This window comes from Chryseobacterium scophthalmum, from assembly GCF_900143185.1.
GTDB lineage: Bacteria > Bacteroidota > Bacteroidia > Flavobacteriales > Weeksellaceae > Chryseobacterium > Chryseobacterium scophthalmum.
Genome location: NZ_FSRQ01000004.1, coordinates 43,310 through 62,005, shown reverse-complemented (window position 1 = coordinate 62,005; position 18,696 = coordinate 43,310). Strand labels below are relative to the sequence as shown.

Sequence of the window (18,696 nt, the reverse complement as noted above, 5' to 3'; positions counted from 1 at the left end):
AACGGTTATTGATGATCATAACTTAGAACGTCACTCAAAACCCAGTTGCCGTTTTTCTTAATCCAGACTGAGGTAAATTTTGCTTTCCCCCCTAAAACATCCTGTTTGTTTTTTTCACGAATATAAAACTGATGCTCTCCGGTTTGTATTGCGCCGTACAATTCACCGTTATTGTATAATGGAAAAACTTCCAAACTACTTTCAATGACTTTACGAATTGGTTTTTGAGCTGGGTTTGAACAGATATTCTGTTTCGTTCTTTCGAGAAATAATTTCTTATCCTGAAAACCACCTCTATCGTGATAAAATTTCAGATTTTCATCTACTGATTTTTCAAGATATGCGATGTCACAATTATTAAAACCACGTTCAAAAAAAAGACTGTCCTGTTTTTTTAATTCTAAAAATAATGGTGAATTTTTATCGATTTGAGCATTGAAGTTTCCGAAGAAAAAGAAGAGAATAAAAATACTGATGTTAAGTTTTTTTGTCATTGATTAATTTTTGACAAAGATTCAGAATTAATTGATTGTAAGTCAAAAAAAGAACCCGACAAAAACCCGACATTCATCTGTCATGTTTATATAATATTGAAATTCAATTTATAATAGAGATTTTGTCTCTTATCAATTTCGTAAGTGTTTCTCAAAATAATGTAAACATTTGCCAATACCAAGAAAATCATTGTGATCATAACAGATTCTGAACCTAGCTTTAATAATGCAATCAACATAAAAATAATAGGCGAAATAATAGCTAAAAATATTTGAAGTGAAATGATTTGTTTTACAATTTGAGATTTATTTTTTGTGAAAAGCATAATCAATAATGGCGGCAAAAAATTAGCAATCGGAAGCCATGCTACTGGAAGTGTGGAAAGATTAATCATTTTGATTAAACCGGAGTTAAAAGCATCGCTATTTTCTGTTACAATAATAATTTCATCAACTGCAATTTCTTCTTTTATCGTCTCAGAAATCAATAAATCTTTTTCAGAAACATCAAGACTTGTAGCCAACGTTTTTAGTGTATAACCTTTCGGAATTGTACCCGCCTCAATCCGTTGAATTGTTCTTACCGAAATTCCTGACTTTTCAGCTAATTCTTCCTGAGTAAGATTTTGCCTCTCTCTGATTTTTTTTAATTCCGACATTCTTTAAAGTAGATTAAAGCAAATTTAGACATTCAAATATTTACTATTCAAAATTATAAAATCAATTTATCTAAATCTAACAACAGATAATTAATAATCTGATTAATTGTTCGGGTTGCCGACTGCATCTGATTAAGCATCGCTGCACGATTGTGAAGATCATCTGCTCTGTAAAGACCTCCATCTTTGAAAATAACCGACTGATCGGCTTTATTCTGATCATCATCAAACTGATAATGCAGCCATCGTTGTTTCATGCTTGAAATAATAGAATGCTGTTCTTTGTTTGAAAATCTTTTTTCGGTGTACATATACCAAATAAAAGGTGGAAAATTGGGAGATTCCAGTCTTTCGTTCCAGATATCTCGCAATAAATTTCTTTGATGTATAAATTCAACTTTTTTACCTTTCGGATTTAAGGTTGCCAAACCAAAGCCGGCTCCCAAAGCACCTCCGGAAATATCTATTGCACTGCTCCAACCCTCATCTTTTACAATTCCGCCTGCAATTGAGGCGACAGCTCCTGCTGCAATTGAGTATAAAATGAGTTTATTATTCCGGGAATCGTTTAGATTATCAACATAATTTCCAATTTGCGCAACACGTTCTCCTTCACAATCGAATTCTGCAGCAACAGCATCCAATTCAGTAAGTGCAATTGTAATTTTGCTGTTGATTTTCATCTTTAATTGCAAAACTTTTACCTGAGAATTTAATGATGAATCTTTCTTCAGTTTTACAATTTCATTCACTTCATCTAAATTATCCAAGGCATTTAAAACCAAAATACTCTGATCAGAAAAAGTACTTTTCAGTTGTTGATTCGCTGCAATGATAGAATCTGAATTATAAGAAGGTAATTTATTTTCATAATTATACTTGAAAGGCGCCTTACAATAGCTGTCTCTCAAAGTCAAAATATTCTGTTTTATAACCTGATTTTTCTTTGAAACACAGGAAGTCAACAAAATAAAAACGGCAAAAATAAAGTAAAGTTTTTTCATTAAAAATTCAATTAAGGGAAATATGAATCTTATTACTAAGATAGCACAAATAAAAAAATCCACCTGAAAACAGATGAATTTTAATTTATTTTTAAGAACCGGATTATTTAATATCCAATAATTCTACCTGAAATACCAAAGTAGAGTTTGGTCCGATTTCTTTGCTAATCTGCTGATCTCCATAAGCCAAATGAGGTGGAATAATCAATCTCCATTTACTTCCTACAGGCATTAATTGAAGTGCTTCTGTCCATCCCTTGATTACTTTATTCAATGGAAATGAAGCTGGAGTTCCTCTTTTTACAGAACTGTCGAAAACTTTTCCTGCAATTGTTGTTCCGTGGTAATGGCATTTTACCATAGATTTTGGACCTGGTTTCGGGCCATCACCTTCGGTAATGATTTCGTACTGTAATCCGCTTGGTAACTGCACTACGCTTTCCCTTTTACCATATTCAACCATATATTCCTGACCGTCTTTCAGGTTTTTCTCTGCCAATTCTTTTTTCTTCTTAAATAACAAATCTGCTACTCCCATAATTTTTTTTACAAAGATAAGGTTTATGCATAAATGATAAATCATAATTGATAATTGAAATAAACATATCATAAATGATAAACTTCCAGCTTCAAACATCAAGCTTCCAGCTTTTTATTATCGCTTCTGTTTACAGCACTAAAAACATTAAAAAATGTTTAATATTCTCGTAACGTAAATTAAAAAACTTGGCGTTATCATTGAGTTTTAAAAACTATATGCCAAATCCGTTAAAATATAATAAGAACTTTGAAAAACTTAGCTATGAAGAAAAACAACTCTTGGAAGAGACCAAAAAGAGCATTGCCGATTTTGTAGAATACTCATCTACAATAAGTGACGTAAATTATGCCACAAGAAATGCTCATGCAAAAACCTATGCTGTTTTGAAAGGTGAATTTATCATCAACAAAGATATTCCGAATGATTTAAAAACTGTTTTTGACAGTGATAAATACGAAATTACTGCAAGATTGTCTAACGCACATCTGAAGATTAATAAAAACAAGAAAGACTTTCCCGCGTATGGTTTTGCCATTAAAATAAAAGACGATTCGGGGAGAACGATTTCAAATTATCCGTTGGTAAATTTTCCATTGTTTCCGGTGAATTCTGTTTCTGTATTTTTGAAATTGTTTACTTCTGTCAATCGGTTTTTTGTAAAAAAATGGAGCAATTCTTTTTCGGTTTTAAAGCAGATTTACAAAGTCATTCCTTTTACTTTAAACCCATCTTTTCTGAAAAATATTTGGAAGCTTCTTTTAAACAAAAATAATTTCATGCTTTCTTTTGAATATCATTCTGTAGGAGCTTATCGTTTTGATGACAAAATGATTAAAATTAAAGTAAGCCCCAAAAACATAGAGAAAAATTTTGGTAAAAAAGATTCTGTAAAAGAAGCTATTGAAAGCTTTTGCAGAACTCATGATTATTTAGCGGAGGTTTATATTCAGTTTTGTTATGATCTGAAAGATCAACCCATTAATAGACTCAATGTTGAATGGAAAAACTCTCCTTTCATCAAAATTGGAGAAATTAAAATTGAAAAGGGCTCATTGCTTAATCCTAAAGGTTGCGAAAATGAACTTCTCTCTTTTAATCCTTTTGAAAGCGCTGAAATCTTTCAACCAGTCGGAAAAATCCAGAAACTCAGAGATGAAGCGTATAAAGTTTCACTGCAGACGAGAAAGAAGATTAATAAGCTGTTGAAATATAAGTAAAGTTGATGGTTGATAGTTGATGGTTGATGGTTGATGGTTGATGGTGAAAATAAGAAATAAAAAAGGCTTTACAATTTGTAAAGCCTTCTATGTTTTAATTTTATTTAGTTATTCTTTTACTTCGTCATCTTCCTTGTCGGGAAACATGATAGAAATAAGTACCGAAAGCACCAAAACTCCACCTACAATTCCTAATGAAACCGGAGATGAGATATGATACCAAGGAGCAATTAACATCTTAACACCGATAAATGCCAAAATAATTGCCAAACCATAAGGTAGCTTGCTGAACATGTGAATGAAGTTTGCCAACAAGAAATATAAAGATCTTAATCCTAAAATTGCAAAAATATTTGAAGTATAAAGGATAAACGGATCTTTTGAAATCGCAAAAATCGCAGGAATAGAATCTACTGCAAAAAGAACGTCTGTAAACTCAATTACCCCAACAACAACCAATAAAGGTGTTGCCATCTTAACTCCGTTTTTCACTGTAAAAAACTTGTCGCCATCATAGTTATCTGAAACTTTCCAGAAACTCTTGATCAGTTTTGCTCCTGCTGTATTGCTGTAATCTTCATCTTCATCGTCTCCGCCGTCACCCCAAGATTTGATTCCCGCATAAATAAGGAATAACCCAAAAAGCGTCATCACAACATTGATTTTCACTGCGTGACCAAAAACATTCATTTCAGGCAAATAAGTCAAATCAATTAATTCAACTCCTGCAAAAATAAAGATGGCTCTAAAAACAAGCGCCCCGATAATTCCCCAAAATAAAACCTTGTGGTGTAAGAATTTTGGAACTTTAAAGAAACCAAAAACCAATATAAATACGAAGAGATTATCTACAGAAAGTGCCTTCTCAATCCAATATGCAGCTTGATATTGTGTAAATTTTTCTACCGCAATTGCGTGACTTTCCGGAGTTCCGTCTGTATTGAAAACCCAATACACAACTCCTGAAAAAACCATAGACAGCGAGATCCAGACAATTGACCAGATTGTAGCCTCTTTTGAAGAAACCTCATGACTTTTTTTATTGAATACTCCCAAATCGAGAAGCAACATGATAACAACCGTTATCGCAAACCCCCACACCAAACCAGGGTGCAGTTCTAAAATATTGTATTTTTCCACGTTAATTCTGTTTATTATATGATAAAAGCAATAGCCGTAAATATACAGGTATTGCTAATTTAAATCTAATTTTCATTTCAATAAAATAATGATTTCAATAAATAGGTTTTTGCTAAAGCCAAAAGAAGATTTCATTATTTAAAACGGGCTAAAGCCCGCTCCTATTGAATAAAATTATTTTACAAATATTTTTGCTGAACGGTCTGTACCGTTTGTTCCAGTTTTTTGTCTGAAGTTGCATCTCCGATTGCGTTGAATTTCCATTCACCGTTTCTCTTATAGAAAACTCCCATCACCATTGATACATGTCCGCTGAAAGATTTATCATTGGCAATATCATATTTAGCAAAAACCTCTCTTACGTTTGTTGGAGTTCCTTCGTAAATTCTAATCGATGCAAAAGGAATTGTACCGAAATCCTGACCTCTGTAGCTGTGTAAAACCATTGCTACATGCTCAACAGCAGGATCTAAATTAGAAAAATCTACGGTGATTACTTCGTTGTCTAATCCGTCATCACCATTCACATCACCCGTTAAATCATCACCGCTGTGTTTTACAGAACCGTTTTTAGATTTAAGGTTTCCAAAATAAATTACTTCAGTTGCATTTTTGTTTGAATCGTATAAAATACAGCTTCCGTCTAAGTCTACTGCTTCTTTTGAAGTTCCACCGAAGAAACTTTTCTTCTCGATAGCACCCCAGTTGATTCCTACGCAAGCCTGGGAAAGTGTAGTCCCGTTTTCTTTAGTAAGGTTTATTCTCTGACCTTTTTGTAAGTTAATAGCCATTATTTCTTTTTTTTTAGTTATTTTTTGAATCTCTGCTTCATTGCTCAATTTAATTTAAACGCAAAGCCCGCAAAGATTTTTGTTAAATCTGTTCTGCATATTTTCGTTCGCAAAGGCGTTCCACTCAGCTAAGAAAATTTACATACTTAAAAATATAGAGTAGAAAATAAACTTTTTACTTTTTACTTTTTACTTTTTTAATTATTTAAATTTAAATTAAGCATTGCCCGAAGAATATTGGTTTCTTCGTTCACATCAAATATCTTACTCATAATATCAACGCTTTCAATGTTTCTGAGATAGTCTTTCAAAACCGCAGTTACATCTGCCGAAAGCTCTTTTTTCCTAAATTCCATAGTTTCGTTGAGGTCTTCATTTTTCCTTTTCAGCTGATTAATGATCGAGATCTGATTAGATTCATTTTCATTCGTATTTAATGATTCTAAATCTTCATCATCTATCAGATACATTTTTTTTTCTTCTACATTGAAAATAAAATGCTCATCAGTCTGAAAAATCTTAAACAACTCATATTCATCTCTTTCAATACGATATCCGCAGACAAAACGCACTTTAAAATTCTGTATATTGAGTTTTCCCAACAATTTCCTTTCGATACAATAATCCTGATACTGATAAAACGGAGCAGATTGAGGTTTCAGTTTATCCTCATCCACTTCTGTTCTGTAAAATTCTGCTGCATATTTTTTATGAAAATAAAGTACATCATTCCAGTTTAGAGTTGCTCTGTTTTCGGTAAGATCTTTATACAGATTTCTTAGATGTTCAGAAAAAATTCCGCTGTAGATCTTCCTGTCGGTTTCAAAACTATCAGTCTTTTTTTCTTCGAAAGAAGCAATGTATCGGTTGTTGATATTAATTTCGTTAATAACAGCCAGCAAATCGTTTTCCTTTTTCTTTTTTATTTTGGTCAACAATTCGATAAGACTGTCGGTATATTGCAGGTGAAAAAGCTCTAATTTATTGAAATCCAACGTCTGATTTTCGTTGAATAAATTATGGATGATATCAGTTTTAATATAAATCGCAATGATATCAACATTTTCAAAGAAATTAGCCAGAAGTTTAAGCCTTGTTAATCTTCTTTTGCTTTGAGACATTATGATCGCAACCTCCTCATTCACCTTTTTACCGTCTTATTACCCTCTGATGTTTGCTTTTAATTCGTGTTCTAAAGTCTGAAGATCCTGATCCAGTTTTCTTCTGCTTTCAGTACCTTGTTTCTGAATCTGTTTTACTTCATTCAAAGTATTGATCAACATTGCAGTTGTTTCTTTCAAGGTTTCAGCAGAAACAATCGTCTGTTCGTTTGCTCTTGCTACATTTCTTGAATTCTGACCCAAACGTTCTGCATTTTTTCTTAAAATATCTTCAGTTGTTTGCGAAACTTTCTGCTGAATCTCAATATTCTGCTGTTGTCTGTGCATTGCAACTGCTAAAGAAAGCTGATTTTTCCAAACCGGTAAAGTTGTGGTAAGAATTGTCTGTGCTTTTTCAGCAATTGAAACGTTGTTATTTTGCACCAGTCTGATCTGGGGAAGAGACTGCATCATAATCAAACGAACGACCTTCAAATCTGCCAATCTTCTGTCTAATCTGTTGATAAAATCTCTCTTATCAGCAATCTGATAATCAGCAAAATTCTGAACATTCGTTTCCATATCTGCTAATTCTAAAGCCGCTTTTTCCATTCTTAGATTTCCGGCAATCACAAGATCTTCAATTGCTTTAATTGAATTGACGTTGCTGTCGAAAATAGTCTGTAAAACTGCATTATCTTTTGTAGAAGTAATGATTCCTGCGTTTACTTTATGTGAAATCTGATCGATATTGCTTGTAATTTTATCGTATTTAGCGAAAAGATTGTCAACCTGCGTCAACATCTTTTTCATAAAAGGAATTTTGCTTAAAAAACCTTTTACTCCACCATTATTGATTTCATCTACGTCGACGTAATTCAATTCAATCAATAAATTATTGATCAATTCTCCAACTTCACCAGAATTTGATCTTCTTACATTACCTAAGAAACTATCACTCTGATTGGCTAAAGTTTTCTGTAATTCTGAACCGAAATTAACGATAGATCCTGGGTTGGTTTCGTCAATCGCATTAGCAACCATTTCATATTTTGCACGATCTGCATCCTGAATCTGATTCAAATTTACATTCCCATCTCTATCCATCAAAACCGGTGGCGTTGAAGGATTTGCCTGGCTCGGCTGAGACGGCATCGGAGTCGGTTCGAAAGTTTTTAATGGCTCAATTGACTGCAATGATGGGTCAATTGGCTGATTTTGATTATCCATAATAATGATTATTGATACATTGATACAAATTTATCCAGACCGTCTCTCTGGCCGCTTCCTACAGCTTCAAATTTCCATTCTCCGTTTCTATTGTAGATTCTTCCGAATTCTACTGCAGTTTCGATAGAGAAATCTTCGTCTAATTCATATTTCAAAATCTCTTCATTGGTATCAGTATTGAAAATTCTGATGAAAGAATTTCTTACCTGTCCGAAGTTTTGTCTTCTTGCATCTGCATCGTGAATGGTTACCACAACTGTAATTTCCTGTACTGCAGAATCTATTTTAGTTAAATCTATTTTGATTTGCTCATCATCACCATCACCGTCACCTGTTAAATTATCACCAGAGTGAACTACCGCTTTATCCGGAGACTCAAGATTGTTATAAAAAATAAAGTGGTTATCTGAAACCAGTTTTTTGCTGTCATTTAACAAGAATAAAGAAGCATCCAAATCGAAAGCTCCACCTGTAGATGTATTATTGATATCCCATCCTAATCCGATGGTAAATTTTGGTGCATTTATATTTTCTCTTTGCCCTTTCTGTAAGTTAATTGCCATAATAGATTTCTGTTTGTGTTAAAGTGTTTATGTTATTTTCGTATTCTTTTATTAAATGATAATTGTTACTTATCGCAAGCTCGATTAAATCATCGGTATGTTGTTTTTTTACATTTGAGGTAAGATACTCAAAATTTTCGGAATTTAAACCTAAAATATATTTTACAATTCGTGTATTAAACTGGAAACTTTCTTTAGACATCACCTCTACAACGTCCTCAACATCTTTCACCGTATAATAATTAAAGAAGTTTTCAATTTTAGGATCGATATCAAAATTGGTCAATTCGGCGTAATACATGAAGAGAAAATCTGCGTTTACTGCATATTGATCGAGAATTTTATTTACCGTGTATTCGTGGCTTCCTGTAATTTTAATATCATCGATAAAAATGCAGAGTTTTTCTCTCAAAAAATCTTTATCTAAATAATAAGTATCGTTAGCAATCAGATTTTTACGGTCTTCAAAACTAAGATTTCCGTAATCTGTAGTATAGGTATGATTTCTATTGATCTTAGATAACACACTCGACTTTTTCCCTTTTTGAAAAAGATAAAAATCAAGATGTTTTTTAAAGTAAAAACACAAAAAATTTGATGCGGTAGGAATCGCCATGTAAGGACTTGGCAAAACCACAATCTCTTTATCGGTATCTAAAATTTCCTGATGTTGATTGATAAACCCATCAAAAAGTTCTTTCGCAAACTTTTCTGCAAAAAATTTATCGCCATATTTGAAATAGCTGTATTCTGCAGGCGAAAAAGTAAATTCCTCTGCAGAATCTATTTTATGTAAACTGTAACGCTTGTTCATAATTATATTTGGTGTTTGAGTAGGTGTGCACTGAATCCGAAATCTTTTGCGCCTTTATAATCAGCAATCGGATTATCGCCAATATGCAAAATCTGCTCCATTTGAAGTTCCTGATTTCTGATCTGATTTTTCACTTCCTGAAAAACCAAAGGATTGGGTTTAGAACATTTAATTTCGTCAGAATAAATATGAAAATCGATGTATTGATCAAGATTTTCGTTCATCAAAAACTTTCGCATGGTTTTACCTTTGATGAAACCTGTATTGCTCAGAATATTGATGGTTTTTCCCTGATCTTTAATTTCATCAAAAAAATTGTGTAATTCATCAAAAATCACCACCGGTTTATATTCTAAAAACAAATCTTCACTTTTCTGGTAAAACTCATTAAGATTTGCCTGATTCAATTGCTTTATATCGACATTCAATGAATTTAAAATCAATAAATAAATCTCAAAAGTATCTACATTCCCACCAATTACCTCATTAATATTATTGCAGAGATCATCATAATATTTCACCGCTTTTTCAACTTCACCGATGGGTTTTTCCACATTAAAAAACGAAGAAAAAAGCTCAACTCTTTTTGCTTTAAATTCAGGGTGAGATTTTATTAAAGTAAGCCACAGATCAAACGAAAAATGATCATGCTTGTGAATGTCGATATCTGTTTTCAAAATAGTATAAGTTAATTGTTTTTAGCTTTAATTGAAAAAGATTTTTTTAAATATTTTATATTTTCTAATCATCACTTAGTGTTTTATTTTTCAATTCCTTTCAAAGATAAAATTTTTCATTCAATCTTGATTTTTTTTAAGATTTTTTAAGATTTTAATTAAAGACGAACGATATAAAATTTTACTTTTGAAAACTTTATATTAATGTGTTCTAAAATGAAATTAGAATGATTTGTATCAGAAATAATGAATTAAATGAATCTTAACTCCACTGATTAGACAGGTTTTCATGAGATTGCTTCGTCGCTTTGCTCCTCGCAATAACCAATACCCTACAATTCTCAAACGCTCCAACCCTCAAACTCAAAAGCGCTCCTACTTTTCAGGCATTACTTTATACGTTGGATCGTCCTGAATATTTACTTCAATAACAGCTTCTGCGTTTTTCAACATTTTTCGGCAGTCTTCGCTGAGATGTTTTAAATGTATTTTTTTATTTTGTTGAGCGTATTTTTTTGATAATTTATCTAAAGCATCGATTGCGCTCATGTCAACAATTCGGCTTTCTTTGAAATCGATGACAACTTGTTCGGGATCGTTATCCGGTTCAAACTTATCTGTAAAAGCTGTAACAGAACCGAAGAATAAGGGTCCGAAAATTTCGTAATGTTTAACTCCGTTTTCATCAGTAAATTTTCTTGCACGAATTCTTTTGGCATTATCCCAAGCAAAAACCAAGGCAGAAATAACAACTCCTACCAAAACAGCCAATGCCAAATTGTGAAGAACAATCGTAATTAAAGCCACTGTAATTCCAACAAAAATATCAGATTTTGGCATTTTGTTGACAATCTGAATTGAAACCCACTGAAAAGTACTGATTGCAACCATCATCATTACACCTACCAAAGCCGCCATTGGTATTTTTTCAATAAATGGAGCTCCGACAAGAATGATAATTAAGATTGTGATGGAAGCAATAATTCCTGAAAGTCTAGCTCTTGAACCTGCATTTAAGTTGACTAAAGTCTGTGCAACCATCGCACAACCACCCATTCCGCCGAAGAATCCGTTGGTAATATTTGCTAAACCCTGAGCAACAGATTCTTTATTTGCACTACCTTTTGAATTAGTAATTTCGTCAACCATTGATAAAGTTAAGAGTGATTCGATCAATCCAACACCTGCCATAATCATAGCATAAGGGAAAATAATCTGTAAAGTTTCTAATGAAAAAGGAAGTTTGGGAATATGAAAGCTCGGCAAACTACCGCTAATATGAGCAATGTCAGCAACCGTTTTTGTATTAATTCCAAAGCCTAAAACAACTCCAAAGACAACTAATATAGCAACTAAAGAAGCCGGAACTACTTTTGTGATTTTTGGAAAAAAATAAACAACAGCAATCGTTAAAGCCGTTAAACCCAACATTACATACAATGAAGAACCTTGCAACCAACCCACTACTCCATTTGCATCAACAATTTTAAATTGCTCTACTTGCGCCATAAAAATAATGACCGCCAAACCATTTAGAAAACCGTACATTACAGGTTGAGGAATTAACCGTACAAATTTCCCGAGTTTGAAAACCCCGACCAACAGCTGTAAAATTCCTGCAAGAACTACCGTTGCAAAGAGATATTCTACTCCATGAGATTTTATTAATGCAATCAAAACAACGATTGTTGCTCCTGCTCCACCGGAAACCATTCCGGGACGACCGCCTAAAACTGCAGTGACCAAACCCATCATGAAAGCGGCATATAATCCGGTAAGTGGAGAAAGTCCCGCCAAAATTGCAAATGAAAGCGATTCAGGAATCATAGTCATTGCAACAGTAAAACCGGCTAAGATTTCATTTTTAAGATTTATTTTTTTTGAGAAATCAAATAAGGCAAGAGACTGCATAATAAAATATTATAAAATTATTAAAAATTATATAAATTCATTATCAAAACAAAATATAGTATATTTATAAACTATAATTAATCAAATCTTATTAAAATCGAATTTATTTTTTATTTTAGCAAAAATAACACTTATTAAATAAATAATAGAAAATATTCATCATCCAGCGAATTGTATTGCATTGAAAATGTACAAGAAAGAAACAATATGAATTTTAAATATTCTTTATTAATCCCTCTTTTAACAATCTATTTTCAATATAAATTAAATATTATTAACATATATCTAAATAAATAATTATGATTTGTTCTTATTTTTTTTTAATTTTGGGGAATAAACAAGGTTAGTATAACGGATATTTGGATATTATTATGTTAAGTCAACATAATTAAAACAGAAAATATGCTTTATAAATTTAAATGGTATTAAAACTCTATTAAATCACTTTAAAGAGTTTTATTATTGAATTTTTGAGCTCAGTTAAATCTTGTTTACAAAACCAATCACAAAACACAAATTGCTGAAAATCAATTTTTTACAACCAATTAATTATTAAAAGATTGTAAAGTAATGATGCAGCCACTTTTTAGAGCAACTCAAAATCATGTAGAAATTGTTTCATAATTTCCTACAAGGCTCGTAATCATTCCTTTACCATACAAAATGCGATTAATTTAAAAAAAAGCTATTATTAGTAAATGTTATACAAAAACATACACATAGGTAATTATATCAAGGAAATGGTAGATGATAAAAACATTTCCATAGAAAGAATCTGTAATTTTCTTGCAAAAGATGAAGAGTTTGTGGAGAAAATATATGAAAGCAAATCCATAGAAACCGACATTCTTTTGAGATGGAGCAAGCTGTTGGAATATGATTTCTTCAGATTATACAGTTCACATCTGATATTGTATGCTCCACCTTCAGCTGTGAATAAAACCGACACTCCAAAATCTGAAAAAGCACCGCAGTTCAGAAAAAACATTTACACTCAGGAAATAAAAAATTTCATTCTGGACAGGATCGAATCCGGAGAAATGACTCAGGCAGAAGTAATCAAAGAATACTCTATTCCGAAGAGCACCCTTCACCGCTGGATTCAAAAGAAAAGATAAAATAACCAAACCACACTATATTTATGAGACCAAATTACAACAGGATCTACCAAGATCTTTTACAAAAACAACATCCCGAAAAGCTAGAATGCCCGAAAATAAGAGAACAATTAGGCAGATTAGATTCTACGGAAGAGATTTTAAAGCTGAATGAAAAACTTTTTAAGCAATGTAAAGAAACTTCAAAAACCAATCAGCAGCTTAAAACTTATGACAAGAAAACCATGATGAAGCTTTTGAATTATCAGAAAAAACACGATTTCTCTACAAGCTTTATGTCGAAAAAATATAACATCAGCCGAACAACTTTTTCCAAGTGGAAAAAATTACTGGAAGAAGAGCTTCAAAGCTACTAATAGAAAACAAAAAACACTACTCAATGTAGTGTTTTTTGTTGTTTTTAGTTCTTATTCAGAACATCTTTTATTCCATCAAGACCTTCACTAAACTGGGCTAATAGCGCAATCACCTGCGTCATTCGGTCATTATCACCTAAACCTTTTATCGTTTTATTTTTAACAAAAGTTTTCTTGATTTCTTCCCAACGCAAAGCTTCATCTTCCGAAAGAATATTCATTAATTCTTTTAGTTTAAGCATGTTCGATTCTGCTCCGGTTGTCAATGTCTGAGATTCATTTTGGTAATGATTCAAAACAATCTGCGTTACTTCTTCCTCTTTTAAAATCGGTTGAATCTGTGTGATCAACTTATTCATATTTCGGTAAGAACCTTGCAATTTGAAAGACGGTTCGTTTCGATAATCATCAGACATTGCCGCAGAAGTGATGTATTGCTTATTCACTTTTAAAACAACATCTCTTACTTTCAAAATATTTTCAACCACTTTTCTGAAATCAGAAATTTCATTTGAACTAAAATTTCCAGCCAAATCTACGTTCGGCGAACTAGACTGAACACTATCATACAAATGATATAGATTTTCCATTCCAAACTGAGTCAATCGGGTAAGATAATCGTTTGACATCAGTGAATTTTCAATCAAACTTAAATCAAACAATTCAGTTTTACTGCCGGAAATTTCACCTAAATTATATGTATCAGAACGGTTTGCCAACATATCCGGAATTCTGAATTTTTCGCCACTTTCTGTGTATGGATTTCCAGCCATCACCAAACAGAAACGTTTTGACCTTAAATCATAGGTTTTGCTTTCACCATTATAAATTCCTTCAATTTTCCTTTGTCCATCTGCTAAAGAAATAAATTTCTGTAAAAATTCAGGATTACAATGTTGAATATCATCCAAATACAACATCACATTATCACCCATTTCCAAAGCTAAATTCAGCTTTTCAAGCTCCTGTTTTGCTCCGGCATTTTTTGCTTCATTTGGGTCTGTGGAAACAATATCGTGACCGATTGACGGACCGTTGATTTTCATAAAAACCAATCCCATTCGATCTGCCATATATTCCATTAACGTAGTTTTTCCATAACCTGGAGGTGAAACGAGAAGCAACATTCCCATTCTGTCGGTACGTTTATCGTTTCCAGTTGTTCCTAATTGTTTAGCTAAATTAGCTCCAATCAACGGAAAATAAACATCGTTAATCAATCTGTTTCTTACAAATGAACTTAAAACCTGCGATTTGAAAGTATCTATTTTCAGTGCTTTCTTTTTATCATTCACCCATTTTGCTTTCAATTCCTGAAGCTGTTTGTATTTCGGAACAACGACTTCATTGAAATTGGATAATCGGGAAGAAAACTCATAATAATTCAAAGTATAATTAAGATCTTTTTCTAAAGATTTTAAACCTTCAAGAACCGTTTCATAAGCAATGTGAAGAATATTTTTGGCATCAAAATTCTGGGTCACAAAAAATACAGCAGCTTCTTTTTTAATATCCTCTTCGAAATTTGAATCTGAATTAAATAGAAACGCATTCAATGCACTTTCTGCAATAGAAAAACAAGCTGCAGGATATTGTTTCAAAGCATTCAGCTGATCAACAAACTCAAGATCTTTTCCTTTTTCCTTTAAATCTTTTAAAAATGATTCATGTAGTAAACCTGCTTTTTCAGAAACTAAGAATGCTGATTTGTTTTCTCTTTTCAGATAAATTGCAGAATTCAGAAAATTTACTTCAGCAAAAAAATGATTATTGTGAGCAAATAATTTTATTTCATTCGACAATTCTTCATTTAAATATTGAAAACCTTTATCTGTTATAAATGATTTTGAAATTAAATTCGCTGCTTCAAACTGCTTTTGGTAATATTCTTTTTTTTCCTGATTCAGAAAATACCAGAATAATTGCGCTAAAGCTCTTTCTTTCGGCGTAAACTGCATCAACCCTAATTCATTGTGCATCTGCTGAAGTTTTGAAACTATTATCAAAGCATCTTCATCATGAATTCCTTTCACCAAACCTTCACCAAAATGCTCCGTCATAAATTGCTGAATTGCGCTTCGGTTTTGTTCTTCTGTATTAATATTTCTATTGTTTGAAAAAACATTCCACGCTAAATATTCGAAACGTTTTACACTTTGATTTTCTGAAATATATTCCTGATTCCAGACTTCTTTATAATCTGAAATTGTTTCAAAATTTAAAGGTTCATAAAATGCAGTTCCTGTCAAATGATAATAATACTGAGCATTTCTTAACACTAAAGTAAGATCTAATTTCTGACGGTTTACTGCAAATTTATAGTCACCTAAAGCAATTACATTATCTCCGTCTGCATAAATTTCCTTTTTATCTTTAAGTTTTCTGACTGCCTCCTGCTGAGAAGTTTTCAGCAAAGTCTGAATTTCTTCCGCTTTGGCAGAATCTTCAAATTCCATCAACTGACGGGAAATATCTCTCACTTTCTCCACCATTAAATCGGTCGCAAAATAGCCGTTGATTTCGTTTTCAGAACCAAAAGATTCACCTTTAGTCTGAATAGATTTTAAAATTCGTTGTGCAGAATCATACAAACTCTGCGTACGCTTGTTTCGGAATTCTGTTAGCTGAACTCTTTTATTTTGAAAATGCCCGTAAACTTCTTCCCTTTTTTCACCAATCTTTTGAATAAATTCATCAAAATCAACAAATTTTGTTTCCATTTCTTCCAACTGAATGGAAAGTTTGGTTAAATATTCATCACATTTTTCGGGAGTTTGAGATAATTCAAGAAAATTAATTACCGACTGATCAAACAATGTCATTTGTGCCTGAAAATCTGCAGACAATTCTTTACCGGAAATTTCTCTTTTCCTTTTTGAAAGCTCTAATCTCTCCTGATTTAACCTTGCAAAAATCACCGAAATATTTTCAATAATCTGCGTAGATTGTGATGTATCTTCAATTTTTAAATTGTTGACAATATCCACCAAAAGTTCAAGTTGCCCAGATAAATTATTGATTTCTTCCTCAATTGTTTTGGCGTCAATTGCTTTCTGTAAATTGATGATATTTTCAGAAATCTGCTGTGCTCTGTTTTGATAAGGCAACAAAGAATCTTCCTGAAGCAGGAAATTCACACAGGCATTTGAAAGTTCCTCAGAACGCTCTGAAAGTGATTTCTCTAAAGAATCAAGAACAGCAACATCAACATATTTCAGATCTCTTGCTCCGGTAATTTCACCACGAAAAGCTCTGATTTGCGAAAGCATATCAATATATTCCGTCAGTTGAGAGTAGTTAATTCTTTTAGTATCATCTAAAATTTTCTCAACCGCTGCTTTGATTTTTTCAACCGCTTCAGAAGTATTTTTCTTCTGCTCGACAACTTTTTCGTATTCATTAATGGCAGAATGAGCGATATTCCTGATTTCTTTTAAAGGCTGATCGAGATTTTCAACCTCATCATCACCAAGAAAATAATACGCATCTAAAATCGTTGTGGAAAGCTTGACAATATCATCGTACAATCCGCTGTAAGAATCTTTTTTATTTAAAAGTGTAATCAATTCCTGACTTTCAGCCATCACTCTTACAATATCTTTATTCCCGATTTTGTAAAGAAGCGTGTCTGATTTTTCGGTATTTGGCAACAATTCTTTTGAATATGGAGTCTGCCAAATCTGAGCTAAATGATGTTTTGTGGTTTCGAGAGTTTCTCTTAGATAAATTAATCTTCCATCACTTAAAATAGAAAAACCGCTGCAACGAATCGGTGTCTCGATAGTTTGTGTAATGATATTGTACGAAATCAGCTGATAATTATTCGTTTTATCATCATAAAAAACATACATAAAATTTTCACCATTCGGTTCAGGAATCGTTTTCAGATAATGAAGTTTATTCTGATCCTGAGAAATCACCTTTAAACCTCCCGTCTGCAAAGCATAACCGTTCGAGAAAAGAACGCCCTGATTTTCCGGAAGCAAAACCGCCGAATACTTCAAGGTATCAACTCTTGAAACAATTTTTTCTTTATGATTATAAATAAAATAACGCTCAGATTCCTGATAAGGTTTAATTTTAAATAAAACAAGATTATCAAGATCACAAAAATGAATTTCGGCATCGTCGAGGTTCTGATCTTTATGAACAACATCTTCAGAATAAATTCCTTTTCCTGAATCGGTATTGTCTTCAATTTTTATCGTGATATCGCCGCCAATAGACTCCACAAAAACTTTATCAGCCAAAGAAACATGTGGAAATTTTCCGCTTCGCTGCATATCTCTGGTTGCTTTCGTCCATGCAAAACCATGTTGTGGCGGATAAGTTACTTCCGAAGCACTTCGAGAATCAATATAAATTAATTTATCCTCTTTGATCAGCCATTTAAAAGCCTTGATATCGGATGTACTTTCCGACAACTGGAAAACCATATACAGATAGTTTTCAGTAAAATGAAAGCGTGCAAAAAATGTATTTCTGTAATATTTATAGAGGTTTTTGAACTCGTCAATAAAAATTTCATCTCCAATTAAAGAAGAGTCTTGCGGTTCAAAACGATCATTATTTATTTTATAAATTGAAAAAACATCGGTTATGTTGATTTCGGTCTGTAAACCCAAATGTGCATTAGAACCAAAAATCAAAATATCTTTTAGTGAAAAAATATCTTTGGCAACGCAATTGTGCTCCGTAGAAATTCTTTCGTTGGCGATGAGTGAAAAATCTACGCCGCCGAAAATTTCTTTACGGTTTTCATTTAGCTTCTGAAGCCTTTGAATGAGATCATTTTTCTGCTCATTCAATCGGTTCTGGATTATTTCGTATGTCCCTGAATTTAATGTTTCTGACATATTTTAGATATTAGATGTTAGATGCTAGATTTTAGACTACCATCATACTTTTAAAAACATTTTTTTAATCATTAAGGTTTATTAAACACTTAAGAGTCATTAAGTTTAGCTTCGCTTTTAGGTTCACGCTTATAAAAAATCTATTGATTTTCTGAACTTAATACCTTAATGATTAAATTTTTAAAATTTATATTAAAAAAACTCTCAAAGTATCATTGAAAATTA

Annotated in this window: 16 protein-coding genes; 3 read left to right on the top strand and 13 right to left on the bottom strand. The window is 32.4% G+C overall.

Translation table 11 applies throughout. The features are described from left to right. Positions 1 to 5 precede the first annotated feature (5 nt). The 4 genes from BUR17_RS16935 to BUR17_RS16920 form a co-directional block, all read right to left on the bottom strand. Positions 6 to 494 (bottom strand): nuclear transport factor 2 family protein, encoded by a 489-nt coding sequence (locus BUR17_RS16935; protein WP_074231776.1) that lies wholly within the window; start codon positions 492 to 494, stop codon positions 6 to 8. Between the two features lie 86 nt (positions 495 to 580). Continuing rightward, positions 581 to 1,153, bottom strand: a complete 573-nt coding sequence (locus BUR17_RS16930) for a helix-turn-helix domain-containing protein (protein WP_074231775.1) — start codon at positions 1,151 to 1,153, stop codon at positions 581 to 583. A gap of 53 nt (positions 1,154 to 1,206) precedes the next feature. Then, positions 1,207 to 2,157 carry a hypothetical protein gene (locus BUR17_RS16925; protein WP_074231774.1) on the bottom strand — a complete coding sequence of 317 codons (951 nt, stop codon included), beginning with the start codon at positions 2,155 to 2,157 and terminating at the stop codon, positions 1,207 to 1,209. Positions 2,158 to 2,260: 103 nt separating this feature from the next. After that, positions 2,261 to 2,695 (bottom strand): FKBP-type peptidyl-prolyl cis-trans isomerase, encoded by a 435-nt coding sequence (locus tag BUR17_RS16920; protein ID WP_074231773.1) that lies wholly within the window; start codon positions 2,693 to 2,695, stop codon positions 2,261 to 2,263. A gap of 218 nt (positions 2,696 to 2,913) precedes the next feature. Between BUR17_RS16920 and BUR17_RS16915 the strand changes: the two genes are divergently transcribed. Next, on the top strand, positions 2,914 to 3,915 hold the full coding sequence (locus BUR17_RS16915; protein ID WP_074231772.1) for a catalase family protein: 1,002 nt from the start codon (positions 2,914 to 2,916) through the stop codon (positions 3,913 to 3,915). Between the two features lie 108 nt (positions 3,916 to 4,023). Here BUR17_RS16915 and BUR17_RS16910 read toward each other — a convergent pair whose 3' ends face one another. From BUR17_RS16910 to BUR17_RS16875, 8 genes are all read right to left on the bottom strand, one after another. Then, positions 4,024 to 5,055, bottom strand: a complete 1,032-nt coding sequence (locus tag BUR17_RS16910; RefSeq protein ID WP_074231771.1) for a TerC/Alx family metal homeostasis membrane protein — start codon at positions 5,053 to 5,055, stop codon at positions 4,024 to 4,026. Positions 5,056 to 5,234: 179 nt separating this feature from the next. Beyond that, a complete protein-coding gene (locus BUR17_RS16905) occupies positions 5,235 to 5,846 on the bottom strand; it encodes a TerD family protein (RefSeq protein ID WP_074231915.1) in 612 nt (203 codons plus the stop codon). 197 nt (positions 5,847 to 6,043) lie between these two features. After that, the gene (locus tag BUR17_RS16900; RefSeq protein WP_143747614.1) at positions 6,044 to 6,991 is read right to left on the bottom strand and encodes a hypothetical protein; all 948 of its coding nucleotides are present in this window, start codon (positions 6,989 to 6,991) and stop codon (positions 6,044 to 6,046) included. A gap of 15 nt (positions 6,992 to 7,006) precedes the next feature. Next, positions 7,007 to 8,176, bottom strand: coding sequence for a toxic anion resistance protein (locus BUR17_RS16895; protein ID WP_228418821.1), 1,170 nt, complete (start codon positions 8,174 to 8,176; stop codon positions 7,007 to 7,009). A gap of 8 nt (positions 8,177 to 8,184) precedes the next feature. Beyond that, complete coding sequence (locus tag BUR17_RS16890) at positions 8,185 to 8,739, bottom strand: TerD family protein (RefSeq protein WP_074231769.1); 555 nt, start codon at positions 8,737 to 8,739, stop codon at positions 8,185 to 8,187. After that, the gene (locus BUR17_RS16885; RefSeq protein WP_074231768.1) at positions 8,729 to 9,553 is read right to left on the bottom strand and encodes a phosphoribosyltransferase family protein; all 825 of its coding nucleotides are present in this window, start codon (positions 9,551 to 9,553) and stop codon (positions 8,729 to 8,731) included. The genes BUR17_RS16890 and BUR17_RS16885 overlap by 11 nt, the downstream gene beginning before the upstream one ends. A 2-nt stretch (positions 9,554 to 9,555) precedes the next feature. After that, complete coding sequence (locus tag BUR17_RS16880) at positions 9,556 to 10,230, bottom strand: HAD family hydrolase (protein WP_074231767.1); 675 nt, start codon at positions 10,228 to 10,230, stop codon at positions 9,556 to 9,558. Between the two features lie 375 nt (positions 10,231 to 10,605). After that, entirely contained in the window at positions 10,606 to 12,141 is a 1,536-nt protein-coding gene (locus BUR17_RS16875) for a SulP family inorganic anion transporter (protein WP_074231766.1), read from the bottom strand. A 698-nt stretch (positions 12,142 to 12,839) separates the two neighbouring features. On the opposite strand from BUR17_RS16875, the gene BUR17_RS16870 reads away from it, so the two are divergent. Next, complete coding sequence (locus BUR17_RS16870) at positions 12,840 to 13,259, top strand: transposase (protein WP_074231765.1); 420 nt, start codon at positions 12,840 to 12,842, stop codon at positions 13,257 to 13,259. A gap of 23 nt (positions 13,260 to 13,282) precedes the next feature. Further along, entirely contained in the window at positions 13,283 to 13,615 is a 333-nt protein-coding gene (locus BUR17_RS16865) for a hypothetical protein (protein WP_074231764.1), read from the top strand. 44 nt (positions 13,616 to 13,659) lie between these two features. Here the strand turns inward: BUR17_RS16865 and BUR17_RS16860 are convergent, their stop codons facing one another. Beyond that, on the bottom strand, positions 13,660 to 18,471 hold the full coding sequence (locus BUR17_RS16860; RefSeq protein ID WP_074231763.1) for a DNA repair ATPase: 4,812 nt from the start codon (positions 18,469 to 18,471) through the stop codon (positions 13,660 to 13,662). Positions 18,472 to 18,696 lie beyond the last annotated feature (225 nt).